We start from the raw sequence: 20,550 nt of genomic DNA on the forward strand, positions 1-20,550 counted from the left end.
ATGCTGTCGGTGACCGGTCTGTCCAAGACCTTCCCCGGCGTGAAGGCCCTGTCCCAGGTGGACTTCACGGCCCGCGCCGGGGAGGTGCACGCGCTCGTCGGCGAGAACGGCGCGGGCAAGTCGACCCTGATCAAGGTCCTCACCGGCGTCTACCGTCCCGACGAGGGCGAGGTGGTTTACGACGGTTCCCCGGTCCGCTTCGCCACGCCGCTCCAGGCCCAGCACGCGGGCATCTCCACCATCTACCAGGAGGTCAACCTCGTCCCGCTGATGAGCGTGGCCCGCAACCTCCTGCTCGGCCGCGAACCCCGCGGCCGGCTGGGCCTGATCGACTTCCGCCGCATGCACCGGGAGGCGGACGACGCACTGCGCGGCCTCGGCATCCGGGTCGACGTCCGCCGGCCGCTGCACGAACTGGGCGTCGGCGCACAGCAGATGGTGGCCCTCGCCCGCGCGGTGTCGGTCGACGCCCGGGTCGTCGTCATGGACGAGCCGACCTCCTCACTCGAACCCCGCGAGGTGCGGACCCTGTTCGGGGTGATCCGCATGCTGCGCGAACGCGGGATCGCGGTGATCTACGTCAGCCACCGCCTCGACGAGCTGTACGAGATCTGCGACGCCGTCACCGTGCTGCGTGACGGCAAGGTCGTGCACACCGGCCGGATGGCCGACCTCGACCGGCTCAGGCTCGTCTCGCTCATGCTCGGACGGGACGTCGGCGACGTACGGGACGAAGGGCTGACCAAGTTCACCGGCGGCCACGACGCGCAGGCCGAACCCGTTTTGCAGGCAATGGAACTGACGGTCCGCCACCACCTTCAGTCGGTGTCCGTGAGCGTACGGCCCGGCGAGGTCGTGGGGCTCGGCGGGCTGCTCGGATCGGGGCGCAGCGAGACCGCTAAGGCCATCGCGGGCGCGCTGCCCGTCGACTCCGGGCGGGTCGTGGTGGCGGGCGCGACGGTGCGCACCGGTTCGACGCCCGCCGCGATCCGGGCCGGCATCAGCCTGCTGCCGGAGGACCGCAAGGCGGAGGGCATCGTGCCGGGGCTCTCGGTCCGCGAGAACATCGCGCTGGCCGCGCTGCCGGGGCTGTCCCGGTTCGGGCTGGTGGACGAGGCACGCGTGGACCGGATCGTCGACACCTTCATGAAGCGGCTGCGCATCAAGGCCGCGGGCCCGCACCAGAAGGTCGGCGAACTGTCGGGCGGCAACCAGCAGAAGGTCCTGCTGGCCCGCTGGCTGGCCATGCATCCCAAGGTGCTGCTCCTGGACGAGCCGACCCGGGGCATCGACGTCGGGGCCAAGGCCGAGGTGCAGCGCCTCATCGACGAACTGGCCGACGACGGCCTCGGCGTGGTGCTGATCTCCTCGGACACGGAGGAGCTCATCGAGGGCAGCGACCGGGTGATCGTCCTGAAAGACGGCGCGGTGATCGACGAGCTCACCGGCGACGCCGTCACCGAGGAGCGGCTGATGCGGGCCATCGCGTCGGCGCCCGCCGCGACCGCCCGCACGACACCGGCCCCCGCGACCGTGGTCGCGGCAGGCGGCCCGCCTGCCGCGACCGGCCCCGAGAAGACCCCGCCCGCCTCCCCCGGCACCGGAGAACACGATGACTGACCTGAGCCTGGGCCGGGTGAGCGCGGACCGCGACCGGCTGCTGCGCCTGCTCCAGGACTACGGCGTCTACCTGGGCGTCGCCGTCCTGCTCCTGGCGAACCTGGCCTTCACCCCGCACTTCCTGTCCGCCGAGAACTTCCGCACCCAGGCCGTCCAGGTGGCGCCGGTGCTGATCGTGGCGCTCGGCATGGCGCTGGCGATCGGCAGCGAGGGCGTCGACCTGTCGGTGGGCTCCGTGATGGCCCTGTCCACCTCCCTGCTGTCCCTGTATCTCGGGTACGGGCCGTGGGTCGCGGCCCTGACGGCGCTGGTGGGCGGTGCGGTGATCGGTCTCGCGTCCGGCTCGCTGATCGCCTTCGTGGGCGTCCAGCCGATCGTCGCGACGCTCGCCCTGATGGTCGCCGGCCGGGGACTCGCCCTGGTCCTGCTCCCCCAGCTCAAGGACGTCCGCGACCCGGGCATGGCCGAGCTGGGCTCCGGCGCCGTGCTGGGGGTGCCGTACCTGGTGCTGATCGCCGCCGCGCTCGCGCTGCTCGTCGCCTTCGTGATGCGGCGCACGACGTTCGGCCGGCAGCTGCTGGCCATAGGCGACAGCAGGCCCGCGGCCCGGCTCGCCGGTCTGCCGGTACGCCGCGTGCTGATCCTGGTGTACGTCGCCTCCGGCGTCCTCGCCGCGATCGCCGGGGTGCTGGCCACCGCCCGCCTGACCGCGAGCGACCCCACCTCCCTCGGCAACCTGATGGAACTGTCCGCCATCACCGCCGTCGTGGTCGGCGGCACCCCGCTGAGCGGGGGGCGGGTCCGCATCGGCGGCACCGTCGCCGGCGCCGCCCTCATCCAGCTGCTCACCACCACGCTCATCAAGCACGATCTGCCGCCGTCGTGGACCCAGATCGCCCAGGCCGTGGTGATCGTCCTCGCCGTCTACGCGGCCAGGGAACGGGGAAAGCGATGACGACCGAAGTGGACACTCCCCCGCACGCGCCGGCCGCCCCCGAGGTGGAGCCGGCCGGCGCCGGCCGCTCCGAACGGCTCAGCGCCTTCGCCCAGCAGCACGGCGCCCTGGTCACCCTGGCCGTCGCCATGATCGCCGCGTCGATCGGCTTCGACACCTTCCTCACCAGCGACAACCTCAGGAACATGGCCCTGTCCTCGGCGTTCCTCGCCGTGGTCGCCCTCGGCATGACCTTCGTGATCATCACCGGCGGCATCGACCTGTCGGTGGGCTCGCTGTTCGCGCTGGGCGGCGTCCTCGCGGCCTGGGGCTCCCGGTACGGGACGGTGGTCGCGCTGCTGCTCCCGCTGGCGGTGTGCGGGCTGATCGGCGTGGTCAACGGGCTGCTGATCGCCCGCTCCCGGCTGGCCCCCTTCATCGTCACGCTGGCCGCGATGCTGGGCGCCCGCGGCATCCTCCTCGCGGTCACCGACGAGGGCTCGACGACCTACCGGGTGGACACGGACTCGTTCTTCGCCACGCTCGGCCAGGGCGCAATCCTCGGCATCGGCGTGCCCGTGTGGATCACCGTCGCGCTGTTCGTCCTCGGCGCGCTCGTGCTGCGGCGCACCCGCTTCGGGCAGTACGTGTACGCGGTCGGCGGCAACGAGGACGCAGCGGCGCTGATGGGCGCCCCCGTGGCCCGTACGAAGATCGCCGTCTACACGCTGTCCGGACTGTGCGCCGGACTCGCTGGCGCCCTCAACGCGGCCTGGCTGGTGTCGGGGGTGACGATCCTCGGGTCCGGCATGGAGCTGGAGGCGATCTCGGCGGTGGTGATCGGCGGCACGCTGCTCACCGGCGGATTCGGGTTCATCAGCGGCTCGTTGGTCGGCGTCCTGCTCCTGAAGGTCATCCAGAACGTCATCAACCAGATCGGCTCGCTGGACTCCGCCTACCAGCAGGTGGTCAGCGGGGCGTTCCTCGCGGTCGTGGTGATCGCCCAGACGTGGCTGGGCCGCAGGCGGCGGGTGCTGTGACAGCGGCGCCCGCCGCACCTCCGCGCGGGTCTACGGGACGCGCTGGCCCTTGCCCAGGCCGATCACTCCGCCCTTGGAGACCGTGTAGAGCTCCGCGTCGCGCTCGGGGTTGACGCCTATCGTCGCGCCGGGAGGGACCTCGACGTTCTTGTCGAGGACCGCGCCCCGCACCACCGCGCCCCGCCCTATGTGGACGTTGTCGTGCAGGACCGAGCCCTGCACTACGGCTCCGGGGTCGACGACGACGCCGGGCGAGAGCACGGACCGGGTGACCTGCCCGCGGATGAGGCAGCCCGCGCTGATGATCGACTCGCTGGCCATGCCGCCGGCGTTGAACCGCGCGGGGGACAGCTGACCGGAGTGGGTGTAGATGGGCCAGCTGCGGTTGTAGAGGTTGAAGGCGGGGCGTTCCGCGATCAGGTCCATGTGGGCGTCGTAGTACGCGTCGAGGGTGCCGACGTCACGCCAGTAGCCCTGGTCCCGGGTCGTCTCACCGGGCACGTGGTTCTCGCTGAAGTCGTACACCTGCGCCTCGCCGCGCTCGGTGAGCATCGGCAGGATCGAACCGCCCATGTCGTGCACGGAGTTCTCGTCCTCGGCGTCCTGGTGGAGCGCCTCGATGAGGGCCTTGGTGGTGAAGATGTAGTTGCCCATAGACGCGAAGACGCACTCGGGGTCGCCCGGCAGGCCCGGCGGGTCGGCGGGCTTCTCCAGGAAGCCCTGCACGGTCTGCCCGTCCGAGCCCGGGGTGATGATCCCGAACGCGGAGGAGTCGGCGCGGGGCACCCGGATGCCCGCGACGGTCACCCCGGCACCGCCCTCGATGTGCTGTTCCAGCATCTGCCGCGGGTCCATGCGGTACACGTGGTCGGCGCCGAACACCGCGATGTAGTCCGGCTGTTCGTCGTGGACGAGGTTGAGGGACTGCAGGATCGCGTCGGCGCTGCCGAGGTACCAGCGCGGGCCGAGGCGCTGCTGGGCCGGGACGGGAGTCACGTAGTTGCCGAGGAGGCTCGACATCCGCCAGGTCGTGGTGACGTGCCGGTCCAGCGAGTGCGACTTGTACTGCGTCAGGACGCAGATGCGCAGGATGTCGGCGTTCACCAGGTTGGACAGCACGAAGTCGACAAGGCGGTACGTGCCGCCGAAGGTGACCGCGGGTTTCGCGCGGTCAGCCGTGAGCGGCATGAGTCTCTTGCCTTCTCCGCCCGCCAGTACGATGCCCAGCACCGAAGGTCCACCGCGCCGCATACCGCCGCCCCTCTACGCCCGGTCGGGCCGCGCCCCGTGATCGAGCCGGCTCCGGTTTCCTCGACTACGCCTGTCTGACGGCTACCCCGGTTTGCGGACTTCCTCGTACAACTGGACGGTCCGGCGTGCCACCGCGTCCCAGCCGAACTCCCGCACGGCCCGCTCCCGTCCGGCCTCGCCCATCCGCCGGGCGGTCTCCGGGTCGGCCAGCACCGAGTCCAGGGCCTGGGCCAGCCGCGCCTCGAAGTCCCCCTCGACCGGCACGAGCAGCCCGGTGCGTCCGTGGTCCACGACCTCGGGGATGCCGCCGACGCGGGAGGCCACCACGGCCGTCCCGCACGCCATCGCCTCCAGGTTGACGATGCCGAGCGGCTCGTACACCGAGGGGCAGACGAACACGGCGGCGTGCGTGAGGAGTTGGATGACGTCCGGACGCGGCAGCATCTGCGGGATCCAGTGCACCCCTTCGCGTACGCCGCTCAGGTCCCGGAACAGGTCGCGGAACTCCCGGTCGATCTCAGGGGTGTCGGGGGCGCCGGCGCACAGCACCACCTGGACGGCCGGGTCGATGTCCCGTACCGCGCGCAGCAGATGGGGCACGCCCTTCTGGCGCGTGATGCGGCCGACGAACAGGACGTACGGGCGGTCCGGGTCGAGGCCGACGCGGGCCAGGACGTCGGTACCGTGGTCCGGGCGGTAGAGGGAGGTGTCGATGCCGTTGTGCACGACGCGCACCTTGGCGGGGTCCAGCTCGGGATAGCAGCCGAGGATGTCCTCGCGCATCGCGCCGGACACGGCGATCACGGCGTCCGCCGACTCGACGGCCGTGCGCTCCGCCCAGCTCGACAGGGCGTATCCGCCGCCCAGTTGCTCCGCCTTCCAGGGGCGCAGCGGCTCCAGGGAGTGGGCGGTCATCACGTGCGGGATGCCGTACAGCAGCTTGCCGAAGTGGCCGGCGAGGTTGGCGTACCAGGTGTGCGAGTGGACGAGGTCGCGGCCTTCGAGGGCGGCGGCGATGGCCAGGTCCACGGAGAAGGTGCGCAGCGCGTCGTTGGCGCCGTCGAGCGTGGGCCAGGGCCGGTGGCGGACCACCCCGCCCGCGGCGCCCTCGCCCCAGCAGTGCACGTCCAGGTCGACGAGGGACCTCAACTCGCGGGCGAGGAACTCGACATGCACCCCCGCGCCGCCGTAGACATCGGGTGGATACTCCCGTGTCAGCAGTCCCACACGCACCCAGAACCTCCCGTCGAACCGGCCGGATTCCTTCATGGTCACTCAGATGTGGCCCCTGGGGAAGAGCGCGGTGTCCGGGAACCGGCCCTCGTGCGCGGCACCCGGTCGAAGCAGCAGTCGCCGCACAGGCCCGCGCCGGGCAGCCGGTAGTAGAGGCAGCAACTGCGGCGGCGGAGCGTGCCGGGGGCCAGCGTCCACGACAGGTCGGGGTGGGCGAGGAGCGGAGCGGCGAGGGCGCGGACACGCTCCGCCGCCTCCGGCCGGCCGGTCTCCCGCGCCCACCGGTCGAGCAGCCGCACGGCCCCCGCGAGGGCGGCGCCCACGTTGCCCCAGAGCAGGCGCGCGGAGACGGTGTACCGGGCCCGCAGGGCGGCCGCGAGCGGCACGAGGTGGCCGTCCAGCACCATCTCGCCGAGCGCGGTCGCGGGCAGGGCGCGCACCTCGGAGAGCCACAGTTCCTCCGGAGTGCTCGCGTCCGGATCCCAGGCCAGGAGCCGGGGGTCCAGGTCGGGCAGGGTCCCGTACAGCGCGGCGGCGCCGAGGGAGACCGACCACAGCCGGGCCGCGAGCGCCTGCTGCGCCACCGACACCGCGATCCTGGTCTCGGGCGCCCGGAGACTTTTCGCGACCTTCCGGACACGGAAAATTATCGGATCTCCGTAAACATCCGATCCGCCGTCGTCCGGCGGCGGTGCGTACGCCCGCGCGAGGGTGGGCAGAAGGCTGCCCGGGGGTACGCCCGTGCGTAGTACGGAGAAGCCGCCGAGGGTGCGAAGCGCGGCGAGATCGAAGTCGAGGTCCACGAACAGCAGTAGTACCAAGCCCCCTAGGGGGTCACACCCGGGGGGAGGGGGCCGCTGTCACCCACCCTGGGGAGGACGGGGGCCCCGCTCTACTCCATCGGCAGTAGGACTCAATGCCTGCTCAAGGACGACGACATGGACTGTTTCGCGAGGCATCGTTGTTAACCATGGAAGCCGACCGTTCGTCGCGCCGGGCACAGCGCCCTCGCCGCACGCAGAGGAGGGACTCGTGAACGCCCTCTCGCTGTCCGTGGTGCTCTCGCTCGTCTCCGCCGTCGCCTACGCGGGCGGGGCGATCGTCCAGGAGCAGGTCGCGGTGACGTCCCCGGACCGGACCTACGCCCCGCTGCGCAGGCTGAGCTGGTGGGCGGCCGTCGCGCTGAACGGCCTCGGCGGGCTGCTGCACGTGGTGGCGCTCGCCTACGGCCCGCTGAGCCTCGTACAGCCGCTCGGCGCGCTGACGATCGTGTTCGCGCTCCCGATGGCCGCCCTGTTCGTCGGCCGCCGGGCCGGGTCGACCGCCTGGCGCGGCGCGATCATGGCGACGGTCGGTCTCGCGGGTCTGCTGTCGCTGGTCGGCACCGCCGAATCGCATTCCCTGGGCGGCGCCCAGCGGGTGGTCCTGGCGCTCGTGACGGGCGGCGCGGTGGTGACGCTCATGGTGGCGGCCCGCGCGGCCCACCGCCACCCGGCGGTGCGCAGTGTGCTGCTCGCGGTCGCCGCCGGTCTGGCCTTCGGCATCTCGTCGGTGTTCACCAAGACGGTCGCGGTGGACTGGACGGGCGGCGTCTCCCTCGCGGACCTGCCGTCCCTGGGCGTCATCGCTGTCCTCGCCACGGCCGGCATGCTGCTCTCGCAGGCCTCCTACCGGGGCGGCGGCCTCGCCGCCCCGCTCGCCACGCTGACGGTGGTCAATCCCGTCGTCGCGGCGGCGGTGGGCATCACGATGTTCGGCGAGACCTTCCGCTACGGCAGCACGGGCACGGCCCTCGCGCTGGGCTGTGGTGTCGTGGCCGCGGGCGGACTCATCCTGCTCACCACGGAGCGGCTGGGCGGCGTCCGCCGCGCGGACCCGCAGGCGGCCGCCCCCGGCGCACCCGCCGCCGAGCCGGAGACGGTGGGCGTGCCGGACGCGGTCGTCCCGGACACGTTCGCGGGCCCCCGGGCGCCGGTCGGCCCGGGCGGGTTCCCCGCACCGGACGCGCTCGCCGTGCCCGAGAGCCTCGCCGGGCGGGACGGGCTGGTGGCGTCCGAGGTGATCGAGGAACTGCTGACGCGGCTGGCGGAGCAGCCCCTCGCCACGGTCCCCGCGGACGTCTTCCCCGTCGTGACGGTCCCCGAGGACGTCTTCGTACCGGTCCCGGTGCCCGCCCCGGACGGCGCGCACGAGGACCGGGAAGCCCCCGACGACGAGATGCCGGACTACTTCGGCCCTTTCCACGGCGCGCCGTTCGTGCCGCTGCCGCGGCGCAACCACCGGCGTACCCGCGTCAGATCCTGACGCCGCCCGCGCGCAGATAGGCGACCGGGTCGATGTCGCTGCCGAAGCCGGGTCCCGTCCGCACCTCGAAGTGCAGATGGGGCCCTGTGCTGTTGCCCGTCGACCCGGAGCGTCCGATCCGCTGCCCGGCCGTCACGTTCTGCCCGCCGCGCACGGAGATCGCGGACAGGTGGGCGTACTGGCTGTAGCGCCCGTCGGAGTGCCGGATCACCACCTGGTAGCCGTACGAGCCGCCCCAGCCCGCGCTGACGACGTGACCGGCCCCGACCGCCTTCACCGAGGTCCCGGTGGCCACGGGGAAGTCGACGCCCGTGTGGTAGCCCTTCGACCAGGAGGAACCGGCGGCGCGGTACGGCGTGCCGGTCGACGCGTTCACCGGCGCGACGAGGGTGTGGGTCCTCGTCGCCGTGTCCGACGCCGGCTTCTGGGGCGCCGGCTTCTTGGTGGCGGCCTTGTGCTCGGCGGGCTTCCCGGTGGCGGGCTTCCGGGCCGGCGCCTTCGTGTCCGCGGTGTGCGTCGGGGCCTTGGCGCGCAGGTTCAGCCGCTGGCCCGGGACGATCAGGTCGGGGTCGGCGCCCACGGTCGCGCGGTTGGCCGCGTACAGCCGCTGCCAGCCGCCCTGGACCCGCCGCGCGTCGGCGATGCCGGAGAGGGTGTCGCCTCGGACGACGGTGTACATCTCGGCGGTGCCCGCCTGCGACTGCGGCGTGGTCTGCGGCTGCACGTCCTTGACGGTGCGCTTGGGCGTGCGCGGCGAGGTGTCGACGGCGGGCGTCTCACCGCCCCGGGTGAGACCCGCCCGGGCGGAGCACACCGGCCAGGCCTTGGGCCCCTGGCTCTTGAGCACCTTCTCCGCGATGGCGATCTGCTGGTCCTTGGTGGCCAGGTCCGCTCGCCGCGCGTACACCCTGCCGCCGTACGCCTCCCAGGTGGACTGGCTGAACTGCAGGCCGCCGTAGTAGCCGTTGCCGGTGTTGATGCTCCAGTTGCTGGTGGACTCGCAGGCGGCGACCTTGTTCCAGGTCCCCACGTCCGCGGCGTCCGCGACACCGGCGCCGATGAGCGGGATCGCCATGCCCGCGCCGCCCGCCGTGACGGTGAGCGAGGCCCGGTTGATCCTGTTCGGCTGATACCGGCGATGCCGGCCGCGCACGGCCATGATGAAGCCCCCCTCGACACCCGTCAGGAGCGGCAAAAGTAAGCGCGTCTTCCCGGCCATGACAAGGCGGCAATCGGCCGTGCTGTTGCCCTTTCAAGGGTTTGCTCAGGTCAGCGGCGGACGGTCTGGCCGAAACCCGATGCCGTGTGTCGGTGCCGCCCGATGAGGCGCGGACGGGTTCTTCTGCGTACACACCGTCGGCGAGTCAGGATGTCCGGAGGGCAATACTGACGAGCACGACGAGCACGACCGGCATCAGCGGCAACAGGACCTCTCAGGAGTACCTATGAGCACTTCAGCGCAGATCGGCGTCACGGGCCTCGCGGTCATGGGCCGCAACCTCGCCCGCAACTTCGCCCGCAACGGCTACGCGGTCGCCCTGCACAACCGGACCTCCTCCAAGACGCACGCCCTGGTGGAGGAGTTCGGGCACGAGGGCGATTTCGTGGCGGCCGAGACCGCGGAGGAGTTCGTGGCGGCCCTGGAGCGCCCGCGGCGCCTGGTGATCATGGTCAAGGCCGGTGACCCCACCGACGCGGTGATCAAGGAGTTCGCCCCGCTCCTCGAACCCGGGGACATGATCATCGACGGCGGCAACGCCCACTTCGCCGACACCCGCCGCCGGGAACGCGAGCTGCGCGAGCAGGGCATCCACTTCGTCGGCACGGGCATCTCCGGCGGCGAGGAGGGCGCCCTGCACGGGCCGAGCATCATGCCCGGGGGCTCCGAGGAGTCGTACGCGTCGCTGGGCCCGATGCTGGAGAAGATCTCCGCGAAGGCGTCGGACGGCTCCCCCTGTGTGACGCACTGCGGCCCCGACGGCGCCGGGCACTTCGTGAAGATGGTCCACAACGGCATCGAGTACGCCGACATGCAGCTGATCGGCGAGGCCTACCAGCTGCTGCGCGACGTGGCCGGGTACTCCCCCGCGCAGATCGCGGAGATCTTCCGGACCTGGAACACGGGCCGGCTCGACTCGTACCTGATCGAGATCACCGCCGAGGTCCTCTCGCACGTGGACGAGGCGACCGGCAAGCCGTTCGTGGACGTCGTCCAGGACCGCGCGGAGCAGAAGGGCACGGGCCGCTGGACCGTGCAGATCGCCCTCGACCTGGGCGTCCCGGTGTCCGGCATCGCGGAGGCGGTCTTCGCCCGCTCGCTGTCCGGCCACGCCGACCTGCGGGCCGCCTCGCGCGACCTCGCGGGCCCGAAGGCGGCCAAGCTCGGAGAGGGCGAGGCCGCGGCCTTCGCCGACCGCGTGGAGCAGGCGCTGTACGCCTCGAAGATCGTGTCGTACACCCAGGGCTTCCACGAGATCAGCGCGGGCAGCGCGGAGTATGGCTGGGACATCGACCTCGGCGCGGTCGCCTCCATCTGGCGCGGCGGCTGCATCATCCGTGCCGCCTTCCTGGACCGCATCCGCGCGGCGTACGACGCCCGGGCCGACCTGCCCAGCCTGCTCTCCGACGAGACGTTCGCCCGGGAGATCGCCGACGCGCAGGACAACTGGCGCGAGGTGCTCGTCGCGGCCACCCTCCAGGGTGTCCCGACGCCCGGTTTCGCGGCGGCGCTCGCCTACTACGACGCGCTGCGGGCGGAGCGTCTGCCCGCCGCCCTCACCCAGGGCCAGCGCGACTTCTTCGGCGCGCACACCTACCGGCGCACGGACCGCGAGGGCTCGTTCCACACGCTGTGGGGCGGGGACCGGTCGGAGGTCGAGGCGTAGGACGCCGCTGCGGGACAGACCGATGGCCCGGTACGGAAGGGGTTCCGTGCCGGGCCATCGGTGCAGTGAGGTGAGGTGGGGTGGGTGCGCCTGGGTGGGCCGTCGTGTGACGGGCCGTCAGGCGCGACCGGCGGCCCGTGTGCCGCGCGTGCGCCCTCCTAGGAGAGGGGTCCCGGCTGCGGCTCGGGCTCCGGAACGGGGTCCGGCCCCGGCGGCTTCGGCACGGGGGACGGAGACGGCGGCTCCGGAGTGGGCTGCGGACCGGGGCCCGGACCCGGCGGAGGGGTCGGGTTCGGCGGAGGGGTCGGGTTCGGCGGCGCCGGATCCGGGAACGGCTGCGGGTCGGGGACCGGTCCCGGAGTGGGACTCGGCGGTACGGGAGTGGGGAACGGCTCGCTCATGATGTCCTCCAGCCAGTCGGTACGTCGGCCCTGGACTTTTCCCACGCCTACCCGACCCCGCCGCCCCCAGTCACCCCGTCGCCCCACGGAAGCCGACCGGGTGGGGCCAATCGGAGGCATGGGGCGGGGATGGAGGGGGCGGGGGGCCGTCCGTCGTAGAGGGCGTCACCGCTGGTGCGGAGCATGCAGGACCTCTGACACACGGCGCCCGTCACCGTCGGTGCAACGCGTCCGCTCCCGCAGCCAGGCCCGGCCGGGGGCTCGCCAGCACCGGTACGGCGGTCGTCGTCAGGTGCTGGGCGGGGGCCATGGAGGCCTGGGCGAGGACGATCACGTCGGCGTCGGTGACCGCGTCGGCGGCCTTCGCGACGAGCCGGGCACAACCGTGCGTGTCGCCCGCCTCGAAGCGGGCGAAGGCGCCGTCGACGAGGAACGTACGGACGTCGGCCGGGCGTCCGGCCCGGCGCGCTTCCTCCTCCACCAGGGCCACCGTCGGCGCGAGGGTGCTCTCCACCGTGGCCAGGACGACGACGCGCGGGCCGACGGCCACCGCGGCGGCGGCCATCGGCCGGTCCACGCGCAGTACCGGCACCCCGGCGCCCGCCGCCTCGGCGACCGCGCCGATGGTCGAACACGTGCAGAGCACGGCACCGGCCCCCTCCGCGACGGCCCGGTCCAACGCGGCGCGCACGTCACCGGTCACGGCGTCGGGCCCCTCGACGCGGGCGCGGGCGAGCAGGTCCTCGGCCACGAGGTGCCGCAGTCGCAGCACCGGGTGGAACTCGTCGCGCAGGGCGTCGAAGACGGGGATGTGCGCGGGCGAGGTGTGGAGCAGGGCGAGTGTGCCTGGTCCGGGCATCAGAACCGGCCCGGGTGGGCGTCCAGCCAGTCCATCGCCGCCTGCACCAGTGCGGGGTCGGCGGCCGGGGCCTCCTCGGGGTGGCGGGCGGCCCACTTGACGACGTACGGGCAGAGCGGGGCGACGGGGACGCCCTCGCGCCCGGCGATGGCGTACAGCTCACGCGCGAGGGAACCGGCGATGCCCTGGCCCTCGTGAGCGGGCTCGACGATGGTGTGCACCGGGACGAGGGCGCGCTCGGGGGCGTCGAGGACGAAGTACTCGATACGGCCGACCACTTCGTCCCCGGCGAGGGCCTCCAGACGGCCGGCGCCCCGGTCGTCGCGGATCCGGATGTCGCTCATGGTGCACTCCTCGGGATGGGGTGCGGACCCGGACGGCGAAGTGCGGCTCAGGCCGGGACGGCCTGCGGGCTGCGCTCCTGGTCCGAACCCGGCACCGGCTCGGACGGATCGGCGCCCAGGGCGACGATCCGGTTGTCGCGGTCCACGTGCACGACGCGCGGCTCCAGCGACCGCGCCTCGGCGTCGGTCACCTGAGCGTAACTGATGATGATCACGAGATCGCCGGGGTGCACGAGGTGGGCGGCGGCGCCGTTGATACCGACGACGCCCGAGCCGCGCTCACCCTCGATGACGTACGTCTCCAGGCGGGCGCCGTTGGTGATGTCGACGATGTGCACGAGTTCACCGGGCAGCAGGTCGGCGGCGTCGAGGAGGTCCGCGTCGATGGTCACCGATCCCACGTAGTGCAGGTCGGCCTGGGTGACGGTGGCGCGGTGGATCTTGGACTTGAACATGGTGCGGAACATGGCGAAGCTCCCGGGTCGTCTGCTCCCTGCCTGCCTCTGCAGGTCAAGGGCGGTCTCCGGAGCGTACAACGGTTCGCATGTCCGGTCAGCTGCCTCGGGATGTTCCGGGGCTCACACCGACCCCTTGCCTACTGTCTGATGCCGCGCTTCCGGCAACCCAGCCGGCGCCTGGTCAGCCCGGTACGGAGTGGTGCGCCAGGGCGAACTGCTTCACGACGGCGGCGCAGCTCATTCCTTCGAGTTCGAAGGTCGCTCCCTCTTCGCCCGGCAGAGCAGCGTGAACGCGCGGGCGTTCCGAAGCGGCGTCCACAGGCGAGCGCCTACGACGCGCGGGAAGCGCGCCGTCCTGCGACTTCCTCAGAGCATCTCCAGGGGCGTGGGCCCGCTGGGCGGCGCGAACGCCGCGTCGAGGGCGTCGAGCGCCTCGGCGGGGAGGTCCAGGTCCGCAGCGCCGCGGTTCTCCCGAACGTGGTCGGGTGATCCGGAACGCGGAATCGCGGCCACTCCCTGTGCCAGCACCCAGGCGAGTGCCACCTGGGTCGGCGTGGCGTCGAGGTCCCGGGCCACGGCCTCCAGGGTCTCGACCTTCAGCAGTCGCCCCTGCTCGATCGGCGAGTAGGCCATGGCCGTCACGCCGGCCTCGCGGCACCACGGGAGCAGATTCCACTCAATGCCGCGCCGGGAGAGGTTGTACAGCACCTGGTCGACGGCCACGGCGTCGCCGCCGGGGAGGGCGGTGAGCTCGACCATGTCGGCGACGTCCAGATTGCTCACTCCCCAGTAGCGGATCTTCCCCGCCTCCATCAGGTCGGTGAATCCCGCGAGGGTCTCCTCGAGTGGCCACCGTCCGCGCCAGTGCAGCAGGTACAGGTCCAGCCGTTCCGCACGGAGCCGCCGCAGGCTGCCCTCGCAGGCGGCGACGGTGCCTTTCCGGTCGGCGTGGCCGGGCAGCACCTTGCTGACGAGGAAGACCTCGTCACGGCGTCCCCGGAGGGCCTCCCCGACGAGCTCCTCGGCTGCGCCGTCGCCGTACATCTCCGCCGTGTCGACGACGGTCATGCCCAGGTCCACGCCCAGCCGCAGCGCGGCGATCTCCTGTTCACGCCGGGCCGGGTCCTCACCCAGATACCAGGTGCCCTGCCCGAGCGCCGAGATCTCCTCTCCGGAGGGGAGTGCAATCGTTCTGGCCGATTCCGCAGACATCTCGTGCCTCCCGTCGGCCGCGGATCCGTGTCACGCGACCCGCACCGGGTACCCAGGGCCGAGCCCCCCAGACAACCGGTGTCACATGCGTCGCAGGGAGGCCGGGAGGAGCGAGCGGACCGCGCCGAGAGCGCGCCGGGGGCAGATGCGCGGTCGCGCTGGGCGACGGCGACCTACGCCACGGCGCCGCAGGAGAGGACCGCCGCGCGCAAGGGGGCTCGGCCGCTGAGACGGCACGTTCGACTCGTTGCAGGGTGCCGTGGAGCGCGCTCGTCAGTCGACAGCCTTGAGGTAGACCCGGCTCTGGCTGTCGTCCAGCCTGTGCACCGCGATCGCCAGGGAGTTCAAGTCTCCGCCGCAGGGGGCGCAGACCTGCCCTTCCCGTACGCCCGGCAACGACTCGGGTTCGGGGAGTCCGAGGTGCGAGAAGGGGGTCATGGGCTTCGCGACGCTCTTGCGGGGCTCGTCGCGCTGCCTCAGCTCCCTCTCGGGCCGGAGCCGCTCCACGAAGCCGTTCACCGCGGAGGTGGGGAGGGTGAAGGCCAGTAGCAGCCCGTCGTCCTGGAATCCGTTCTGACGGGCCGCGCGTACATCGCCGGCCTTGGAGGGAAGGTCGACGTTCATCTGCCGGCTGACCGTCGCAGGGGTGGCTTTGTCGTCCCAGTCGGGCACTTCGCTGGTCCTGTCGGCCGACCCGGACTCGGTCGCGGCCGTGCAGCCGCCGAGGAGCGGGCCGGTCAGAGAGAGTACGGCCACGGCGCCGGCGGCGCGGACGACGTACCTTACTCGCGAACGGTGAAGTGTCCGCGTCATCGGGCGTCCCCGTTCCGACTCGGATCGGTGCGTGTTCCGTCGCGTCCCGGGTCCGCTGGGACGGGAAGGCTGCCGTTCGAACCCAGGTCGTGATGTTGCACCGATCCGCTGCCTCGCATGTCGAACTCCCTGGCCAGGCCTGTGGTGTGCAACCGGGCCATGTCGGCGTCGGTCACCGTCGTCGGGCCGATGGGGGTCTCCTTGCCGGGGTCCCAGTTGTACCGGTCCCATACGTTCACCTGGTAGTCGAGACCGACCTTTGGCTCACCGTTCTCACCTGGCACGACCGTGACCGTACCCGTCGTATTGGTCATGCCGCTGCCAACAGCCAGGTACCAGTTGCGGTCGCTGTGGGTGTAGCTCTGCGGCCGGGTCTCCACCGGGATGGCCACGGGTTCACCGCCCGACTTCTCGAAAGCCGCGAGAGCCTGCTCCCGCCACTTCTCCTGTTCATCCTGGATGGCGTACTCCGCGGTCTGCCGAAGTGCCGCGTCGTCTGTGAGCATCCGGTCCACGTCCAGATCCACCGGGGTGCCGAGCCCGCGTAGGTAGTGATCCATGTGATGCGCAGCATCGGTGTTCCCGATCACGTCGCCCGCGTTCGACATCGCCACCGCCTGTGCCTGGATCCACTGGTCGTGTGCGGTGGGAGCCTGGACGTCGTACTCACCCGCCCCTGGGTCGGCGGCGATGCGCTTCGATCGGGGCGTGAGGATCCCGGCGGCGAGAAGATCGCCCTTGTGTTTCCCCCACAGCTCGCCTCGAGCATCGGGGCTCAGCGACTGCCACAGCCGCCGCAACTCCTCCCGCTGTCTGTCGCTCGCGTCCTCGCCGAGCGAGGCGAGCTTCATCGCTCGCGGCAGCTGGTCCTCGTCGAGCGAGGTGTACGTGGCATGGCCCGCATTATGCGGGTCGCCGCCGTGGGACTTTCGGAGAGCTCGGGTGACCGCGGCGTCTATCTCGGATGCGTGAGCGACAAGGCCGGTGAGGGTGTCCGCGTACCATTGCATCCTGTCCTTGGTGCGCTGGGACGTTCCGTTCACTTCGCAAACCGCCTCGATGACCTTCACCGTCCCGCTTCCGCCGTCCGTCACGACCAGACCGCGGTCGGGGTCGGGGGATCGGTCCGGGTCGCCTCTGTGCGCTTCGTCTGTCAGCGCCTTCGCCCTCTTCTGGATCTGCAAGAGCTCGGTGTGGGCGTCGGCGAGCACGGCGTGGATGCTCTGAGCCTCCTTGAGGAGATCACCGAACTCCTTGGCGGTCTTGCGCACGAAATCCCTGGTCACGGTCGCGTTGTCGCCGCGCCAACGGGCCGCTTCGGCCTTCTTCAGCAGACCGTCCCTGGCATTGGAATGCAGTGTGGCAAGGTTCCCGACCGTCGTCTCCCAGTCGGTGACGGCGGTGCTGAGCCTGCCGAGGTCCAACGCGATGAGATCGGAATAGGTGAACGTACCCATCGATGTGCCACCCTCTCGTCAGCGCACGTACCTGGAGATCTCGGAGACCGGCATGGCAGCTCCGTCCCGGCCACGAACGGCAGCCGCGATCGCCGCGTCATCGTTGGCGTGCAGCTTCTTCGAGTAGTCCAGGTGGTTCGAGATATGTGCGCACATCTGCAAGACGGTCTTTACCTGGGAGTCCCATACGGACAGCGTGGTATAGAGCTCGCCACCCATGGCCAGGTTGCGGTCCGCGAGTTCCCTGGCGGCCCGTGCAGTGGAGCCCTCTCCGTTCCGGTCGGCGCCCGCACCCACGATGTCGACTCTCTTGTGTAGTTCGCCGTGGAGCAGGAACGCCTCATGCCCGACCGCCCCGAGATCATCCTGCCTGACCACAAGGTCCGTGCCGGCCTCGCCACTCGTAGCGCCCGATCCCGGCTCCAGCTGATTGAGCCGCATCCCCGCGGACTGGCGCTGCCTGGCCATAGAGACCAGCTGCTCCCACTCGTCGCCGAACGTCATCGTCTCCCCCGTTCCGATCACTGACTCCATGCCAAACGTTAGCAACAGCCCCGAATGAGACCATTGTTGCTGGTGTGGTGCCTCGTCATCGATGAAGCGCCGGGAGCTCGACGCCATCGCCAGGCGACTGCTCACGCCTCCCCCAGGCACTGCGACCATCCGCTCCGATCGGGTCGGCACACGGGTGGCCACTCGAACTGACTCCGCCATGGCGAGTGGCTCTCGACCCGACAGTTCTGCCCACGCTGCGTCAGACGTGCGCGCCTGTGGGAGAACACCGGCACCGAATACCCTGGGTCTCCCCCGACCGCACCAGAACGGCCATGCCGTGCCACTCGCACAACACGAGAAGTACGGCATAGCACTCCAGGTCATCCCTCGGCCGGACGGATCCCCACCCCTCCGAGCCGTTCAGTGCTCGCAGAGGGAGAACTCCCGCTCGTAGAGCTGCTCATTGTGTTCGGCGACGAAGAACTTGCGTTCCTGCATGAGCTGTTCGCGGTACGCCTTGGCCTGGTCGAGGGTCATGGTCGACGTCTCGGACCACGGCTGTTGCGGGGGCACGTCGGACGTCGAGACGATCTTTTCCGCCGGGTCGACCAGGAAGAACGCGAGAATCTTGCGGTACCCCGGACGGGTGGGGTCCGCGAGGCGGAACGGGCTGACGCGGTGCTGCAGGACGTTCGGGAACGCCAGGCAGCGGCCGGCCGGGGTCGCCACCGACCCCAGTACCTGGTTCAGCGCGTCCTCGTCCTCCAGGCCGTAGACCTCGCGAAGGCCGTTGTCGTCGTTCTGCTCGTAGGAGGGGTCGTCGAGCGCCGCCCGGAAACCGAGCCGGCTTTCTGTGATGTTCTCGCTGTCCCAGTAGTAGAGGCCGGTCGAGACGATCCGCTCGTTCAGCATCCCCTCGACATGCCACGAACCGCCCGCGTACTCGGGCTTGTCCGGGGCCAGTTGGATGGTGGCGAGCTTGACGATGACCTGGAGGCTGCGGCCGCGCAGGACGACTCGCTCGGCCGCGTCGGGCAGGGCGGGCGGCGTGAAGGCGGGGGCGTCCGGGACGACGGGGCGGCGGTTCTCCCACCAGTCGTCCTGGGCCGTTTCATAGGCAGTGACGGCTTCCTCGTAGGCCGCGTCGTCACTGTAGGCGGCCTTGTCCGGGTACTGCGGCTCCGAGTCGTACCAGCCGTAAGGGTCGGCCTCGATGCGCGGCGGCCGCGGGTGACGCAGGTCGGTGAGCACGTTCTCCAGCAGCGGCAGCATGCGGGCGAACAAGTCCGGCAGCACGGAGGCCAGTTCGCGATGCTTCTCCGGGTGGACGTTGTTGACGTACGAGCGGAAGGCGACCTCGCCGCCATCACTGACGTCGACGTCCGTGGGCAGCCACTGGAACCTCTCCGAGAACTCGTACTTCGAGTAGCGGTTCGTCGGGTTCTGCCAGGCCCGCTCGGGCGCGCCGCTCACGTCCCTCACCAGACAGAACAGAGAGGGGTGGACCAGATCCAGGACCTGGCCGTCCGATCCGGGGTGCCAGTCCTTCTCCGCTTCGGGAACCTCCTCCAGAACCCGGACCGCCTCGCGCAGCCGGGACCTGAGCCGGTCGTCGACCAGCGTGTCCGACTGCCACACCCCGTCGACCGCGGAGACCTCGACGCCGGTCCGCCTGTCCCGCAGCGCCGCGTAGTGATGGAGTTCGGCGAGCACGTAACGGACCTGCGCCTCGGTGAGACCCTGCGCGAGCGCTTCCTTCGTCCACCGGGCGACGATGCCGTCGTCGTTCATCTTCTCGAACCACTGCGACTTCGCCCGGATGTGCGAGCTGCACTCCATCATCTGAAGTTCCCGCAACGTGCGCGGTGTCGCGAAGCCTATGGAACGAGAGGCATGAAAGGGCAGCGGGAAGGCAGACAGGGCAGACAATTCTCAAGGTCCTTCGACTTGACGAGCGGTGGCGGGAAGCCTACTGGAGCCGACTGACACCACGGCCGTGGTCCCTTCCCCCGTTGCCCAGTGAGCTGGTCCCGTGGCTGACCCAACACCGCTGCTGGCAACCGAGGTTCGGCCGAATCTGACTACGTCCGCCTCGTGCCCGTCCGACGCCGATCGTGCGCGTCGGGCTTCGGCGCGACCGACCTATCGCGGTGGGAGTCCGACGGGATCCAGGCCGTTGTTCGATGCTGTGCTGCAGCGCGGTCGTGAGATCGACGGCAGGTTCGGCCGAACCATGGGCGTCAGCCGCCTCCGCCTCCGCCGCTGGTGTTGTCCGGACCGAGGTCGTACTCCCGGCTCTGGTTCGCGCCGGATCCCCAATGCTCGTAGCAGATGAGCCCCGCTCCGATCAGCAAGACGATCCCCGTAGCTATCAGCGATATCCATGCGCCGACGTCCATGCTTGCGGATGTACCCACCGCTGTCAGTGCGAAGCCTCACCCGGGCCTCCATCGATCCGACGTCCCGGGAACGGGATCTTGCTGCTTTACGGAACTGCTGCCCTCGGCGACACCCCCTCCCCCGCAAACCCCTCCGTCCTCAACACCCGTCGCCCCGCGTCCACCGCGAAGACCTCGCAGTCCCGTTGGGTCGCCGCCCACGTCACTCCCTCGTGCCCCATCGCGAACGCCGCCGTCGCCACGGCGTCCGCGGTGGTCAGTGTCGGGGCCAGGACCGTCAAGCTGAGCAGGTCCGTCGACGGGTGGCCCGTGCGGGCGTCGATGATGTGGTCGCCGCGTTCGTAGCGCGCGGAGGTCGCGACCGCGCCGTCCGTCAGGTGCAGGACCGTGCACAGCCGGTCGGCGTGTTCGGGGTGCCGTACGCCGACGCGCCAGGGGCCGCCCGAAGTCACCACGTCACCGCCCGCGTTGAGGCAGAACCCGCGGACGCCGGCCCGCGTCAGCAGGTCCGCCGCCCGCTGCACCGCCCAGCCCTTGACCACCCCGCAGGGGTCCAGGCCCCGGCCGGGCAGGCGGACGTCGAAGGCGCCGCCGGTCGCCTCCCGGTAGTGCTCGCACAGGTCCAGGATCTCCCGCAGGTCCGCGGAGATGCCGTCGACGGTGAGTTCGCCCCGGTCCAGCCGGGACACCTCACTGTCGGCCCTGAACGGGCTGAAGCGGGCGTCGGCCTCCCGCAGCCATCCGAACACCGCGTCCGCGGCGCCCTGTTGGACATCGTCGGGGGCGTCCTCGTCGTCGATCCGCAGGGACACCGGGAAGCCCATGACGTGCTCGACGCGGCGCAC

Annotated in this window: 18 protein-coding genes; 5 read left to right on the plus strand and 13 right to left on the minus strand. The window is 71.1% G+C overall.

The genetic code is table 11. The features are described from left to right. The 3 genes from ACFYQQ_RS30785 to ACFYQQ_RS30795 are packed head-to-tail and all read left to right on the plus strand — an operon-like array spanning window position 1 to window position 3,594. Complete coding sequence (locus ACFYQQ_RS30785; RefSeq protein WP_388905935.1) at window positions 1–1,620, plus strand: sugar ABC transporter ATP-binding protein; 1,620 nt, start codon at window positions 1–3, stop codon at window positions 1,618–1,620. After that, window positions 1,613–2,575 (plus strand): ABC transporter permease, encoded by a 963-nt coding sequence (locus ACFYQQ_RS30790; protein WP_356241681.1) that lies wholly within the window; start codon window positions 1,613–1,615, stop codon window positions 2,573–2,575. Before ACFYQQ_RS30785 ends, ACFYQQ_RS30790 begins: the two co-directional genes overlap by 8 nt. After that, window positions 2,572–3,594, plus strand: coding sequence for an ABC transporter permease (locus tag ACFYQQ_RS30795; protein ID WP_356165209.1), 1,023 nt, complete (start codon window positions 2,572–2,574; stop codon window positions 3,592–3,594). Before ACFYQQ_RS30790 ends, ACFYQQ_RS30795 begins: the two co-directional genes overlap by 4 nt. Window positions 3,595–3,624: 30 nt before the next feature. Here ACFYQQ_RS30795 and glgC read toward each other — a convergent pair whose 3' ends face one another. The 3 genes from glgC to ACFYQQ_RS30810 all read right to left on the minus strand — a co-directional run bounded on the left by glgC (window position 3,625) and on the right by ACFYQQ_RS30810 (window position 6,899). Then, complete coding sequence (glgC, locus tag ACFYQQ_RS30800) at window positions 3,625–4,845, minus strand: glucose-1-phosphate adenylyltransferase (protein WP_356165206.1); 1,221 nt, start codon at window positions 4,843–4,845, stop codon at window positions 3,625–3,627. 81 nt (window positions 4,846–4,926) lie between these two features. Continuing rightward, window positions 4,927–6,078 (minus strand): glycogen synthase, encoded by a 1,152-nt coding sequence (gene glgA, locus ACFYQQ_RS30805; protein WP_355793932.1) that lies wholly within the window; start codon window positions 6,076–6,078, stop codon window positions 4,927–4,929. Between the two features lie 38 nt (window positions 6,079–6,116). Then, window positions 6,117–6,899 carry a (2Fe-2S)-binding protein gene (locus tag ACFYQQ_RS30810; protein ID WP_388905939.1) on the minus strand — a complete coding sequence of 261 codons (783 nt, stop codon included), beginning with the start codon at window positions 6,897–6,899 and terminating at the stop codon, window positions 6,117–6,119. A 211-nt stretch (window positions 6,900–7,110) separates the two neighbouring features. Between ACFYQQ_RS30810 and ACFYQQ_RS30815 the strand changes: the two genes are divergently transcribed. After that, on the plus strand, window positions 7,111–8,382 hold the full coding sequence (locus tag ACFYQQ_RS30815; protein WP_388905942.1) for a DMT family transporter: 1,272 nt from the start codon (window positions 7,111–7,113) through the stop codon (window positions 8,380–8,382). Here ACFYQQ_RS30815 and ACFYQQ_RS30820 read toward each other — a convergent pair. Continuing rightward, complete coding sequence (locus tag ACFYQQ_RS30820) at window positions 8,372–9,541, minus strand: transglycosylase family protein (protein ID WP_355793785.1); 1,170 nt, start codon at window positions 9,539–9,541, stop codon at window positions 8,372–8,374. The genes ACFYQQ_RS30815 and ACFYQQ_RS30820 overlap by 11 nt on opposite strands. A gap of 286 nt (window positions 9,542–9,827) precedes the next feature. Here ACFYQQ_RS30820 and gndA point away from each other — a divergent pair, with 286 nt between their 5' ends. Then, window positions 9,828–11,267, plus strand: coding sequence for an NADP-dependent phosphogluconate dehydrogenase (gene gndA / locus ACFYQQ_RS30825; protein WP_388905945.1), 1,440 nt, complete (start codon window positions 9,828–9,830; stop codon window positions 11,265–11,267). A 612-nt stretch (window positions 11,268–11,879) separates the two neighbouring features. On the opposite strand, the gene ACFYQQ_RS30830 is transcribed toward gndA, so the two are convergent. The 9 genes from ACFYQQ_RS30830 to ACFYQQ_RS30870 form a co-directional block, all read right to left on the minus strand. Then, window positions 11,880–12,527, minus strand: a complete 648-nt coding sequence (locus ACFYQQ_RS30830) for an arylsulfatase (RefSeq protein ID WP_356165193.1) — start codon at window positions 12,525–12,527, stop codon at window positions 11,880–11,882. Beyond that, on the minus strand, window positions 12,527–12,871 hold the full coding sequence (locus tag ACFYQQ_RS30835) for a GNAT family N-acetyltransferase (protein ID WP_355795223.1): 345 nt from the start codon (window positions 12,869–12,871) through the stop codon (window positions 12,527–12,529). The genes ACFYQQ_RS30830 and ACFYQQ_RS30835 overlap by 1 nt, the downstream gene beginning before the upstream one ends. A gap of 47 nt (window positions 12,872–12,918) precedes the next feature. Further along, window positions 12,919–13,338, minus strand: a complete 420-nt coding sequence (panD, locus tag ACFYQQ_RS30840; protein ID WP_356165189.1) for an aspartate 1-decarboxylase — start codon at window positions 13,336–13,338, stop codon at window positions 12,919–12,921. A gap of 357 nt (window positions 13,339–13,695) precedes the next feature. Next, window positions 13,696–14,541 carry an aldo/keto reductase gene (locus tag ACFYQQ_RS30845; protein ID WP_355779854.1) on the minus strand — a complete coding sequence of 282 codons (846 nt, stop codon included), beginning with the start codon at window positions 14,539–14,541 and terminating at the stop codon, window positions 13,696–13,698. 273 nt (window positions 14,542–14,814) lie between these two features. Next, complete coding sequence (locus ACFYQQ_RS30850) at window positions 14,815–15,297, minus strand: hypothetical protein (protein WP_355779856.1); 483 nt, start codon at window positions 15,295–15,297, stop codon at window positions 14,815–14,817. Between the two features lie 53 nt (window positions 15,298–15,350). Continuing rightward, window positions 15,351–16,811 (minus strand): hypothetical protein, encoded by a 1,461-nt coding sequence (locus tag ACFYQQ_RS30855; protein ID WP_355779859.1) that lies wholly within the window; start codon window positions 16,809–16,811, stop codon window positions 15,351–15,353. 18 nt (window positions 16,812–16,829) lie between these two features. Next, a complete protein-coding gene (locus ACFYQQ_RS30860; protein ID WP_355779887.1) occupies window positions 16,830–17,315 on the minus strand; it encodes a hypothetical protein in 486 nt (161 codons plus the stop codon). Window positions 17,316–17,726: 411 nt separating this feature from the next. Beyond that, window positions 17,727–19,235, minus strand: a complete 1,509-nt coding sequence (locus ACFYQQ_RS30865; RefSeq protein ID WP_355779861.1) for a DUF4246 domain-containing protein — start codon at window positions 19,233–19,235, stop codon at window positions 17,727–17,729. Between the two features lie 556 nt (window positions 19,236–19,791). Then, window positions 19,792–20,550: an FAD:protein FMN transferase gene (locus ACFYQQ_RS30870; RefSeq protein ID WP_355779864.1), complete on the minus strand. Its 759-nt coding sequence runs from the start codon at window positions 20,548–20,550 to the stop codon at window positions 19,792–19,794.

Origin of the sequence: Streptomyces sp. NPDC005496, from assembly GCF_042872045.1 — a bacterium.
Lineage (GTDB): Bacteria > Actinomycetota > Actinomycetes > Streptomycetales > Streptomycetaceae > Streptomyces.

What these genes read in the sequence shown, in the direction of transcription:
- ACFYQQ_RS30785 (WP_388905935.1), top strand. Translation starts at nt 1, where the DNA reads ATGCTGTCGGTGACCGGTCTGTCCAAGACCTTCCCCGGCGTGAAGGCC.
- ACFYQQ_RS30790 (WP_356241681.1), top strand. Translation starts at nt 1,613, where the DNA reads ATGACTGACCTGAGCCTGGGCCGGGTGAGCGCGGACCGCGACCGGCTG.
- ACFYQQ_RS30795 (WP_356165209.1), top strand. Translation starts at nt 2,572, where the DNA reads ATGACGACCGAAGTGGACACTCCCCCGCACGCGCCGGCCGCCCCCGAG.
- glgC (WP_356165206.1), bottom strand. Translation starts at nt 4,845, where the DNA reads ATGCGGCGCGGTGGACCTTCGGTGCTGGGCATCGTACTGGCGGGCGGA.
- ACFYQQ_RS30820 (WP_355793785.1), bottom strand. Translation starts at nt 9,541, where the DNA reads ATGGCCGTGCGCGGCCGGCATCGCCGGTATCAGCCGAACAGGATCAAC.
- gndA (WP_388905945.1), top strand. Translation starts at nt 9,828, where the DNA reads ATGAGCACTTCAGCGCAGATCGGCGTCACGGGCCTCGCGGTCATGGGC.
- ACFYQQ_RS30830 (WP_356165193.1), bottom strand. Translation starts at nt 12,527, where the DNA reads ATGCCCGGACCAGGCACACTCGCCCTGCTCCACACCTCGCCCGCGCAC.
- ACFYQQ_RS30835 (WP_355795223.1), bottom strand. Translation starts at nt 12,871, where the DNA reads ATGAGCGACATCCGGATCCGCGACGACCGGGGCGCCGGCCGTCTGGAG.
- panD (WP_356165189.1), bottom strand. Translation starts at nt 13,338, where the DNA reads ATGTTCCGCACCATGTTCAAGTCCAAGATCCACCGCGCCACCGTCACC.
- ACFYQQ_RS30845 (WP_355779854.1), bottom strand. Translation starts at nt 14,541, where the DNA reads ATGTCTGCGGAATCGGCCAGAACGATTGCACTCCCCTCCGGAGAGGAG.
- ACFYQQ_RS30855 (WP_355779859.1), bottom strand. Translation starts at nt 16,811, where the DNA reads ATGGGTACGTTCACCTATTCCGATCTCATCGCGTTGGACCTCGGCAGG.
- ACFYQQ_RS30860 (WP_355779887.1), bottom strand. Translation starts at nt 17,315, where the DNA reads ATGACGTTCGGCGACGAGTGGGAGCAGCTGGTCTCTATGGCCAGGCAG.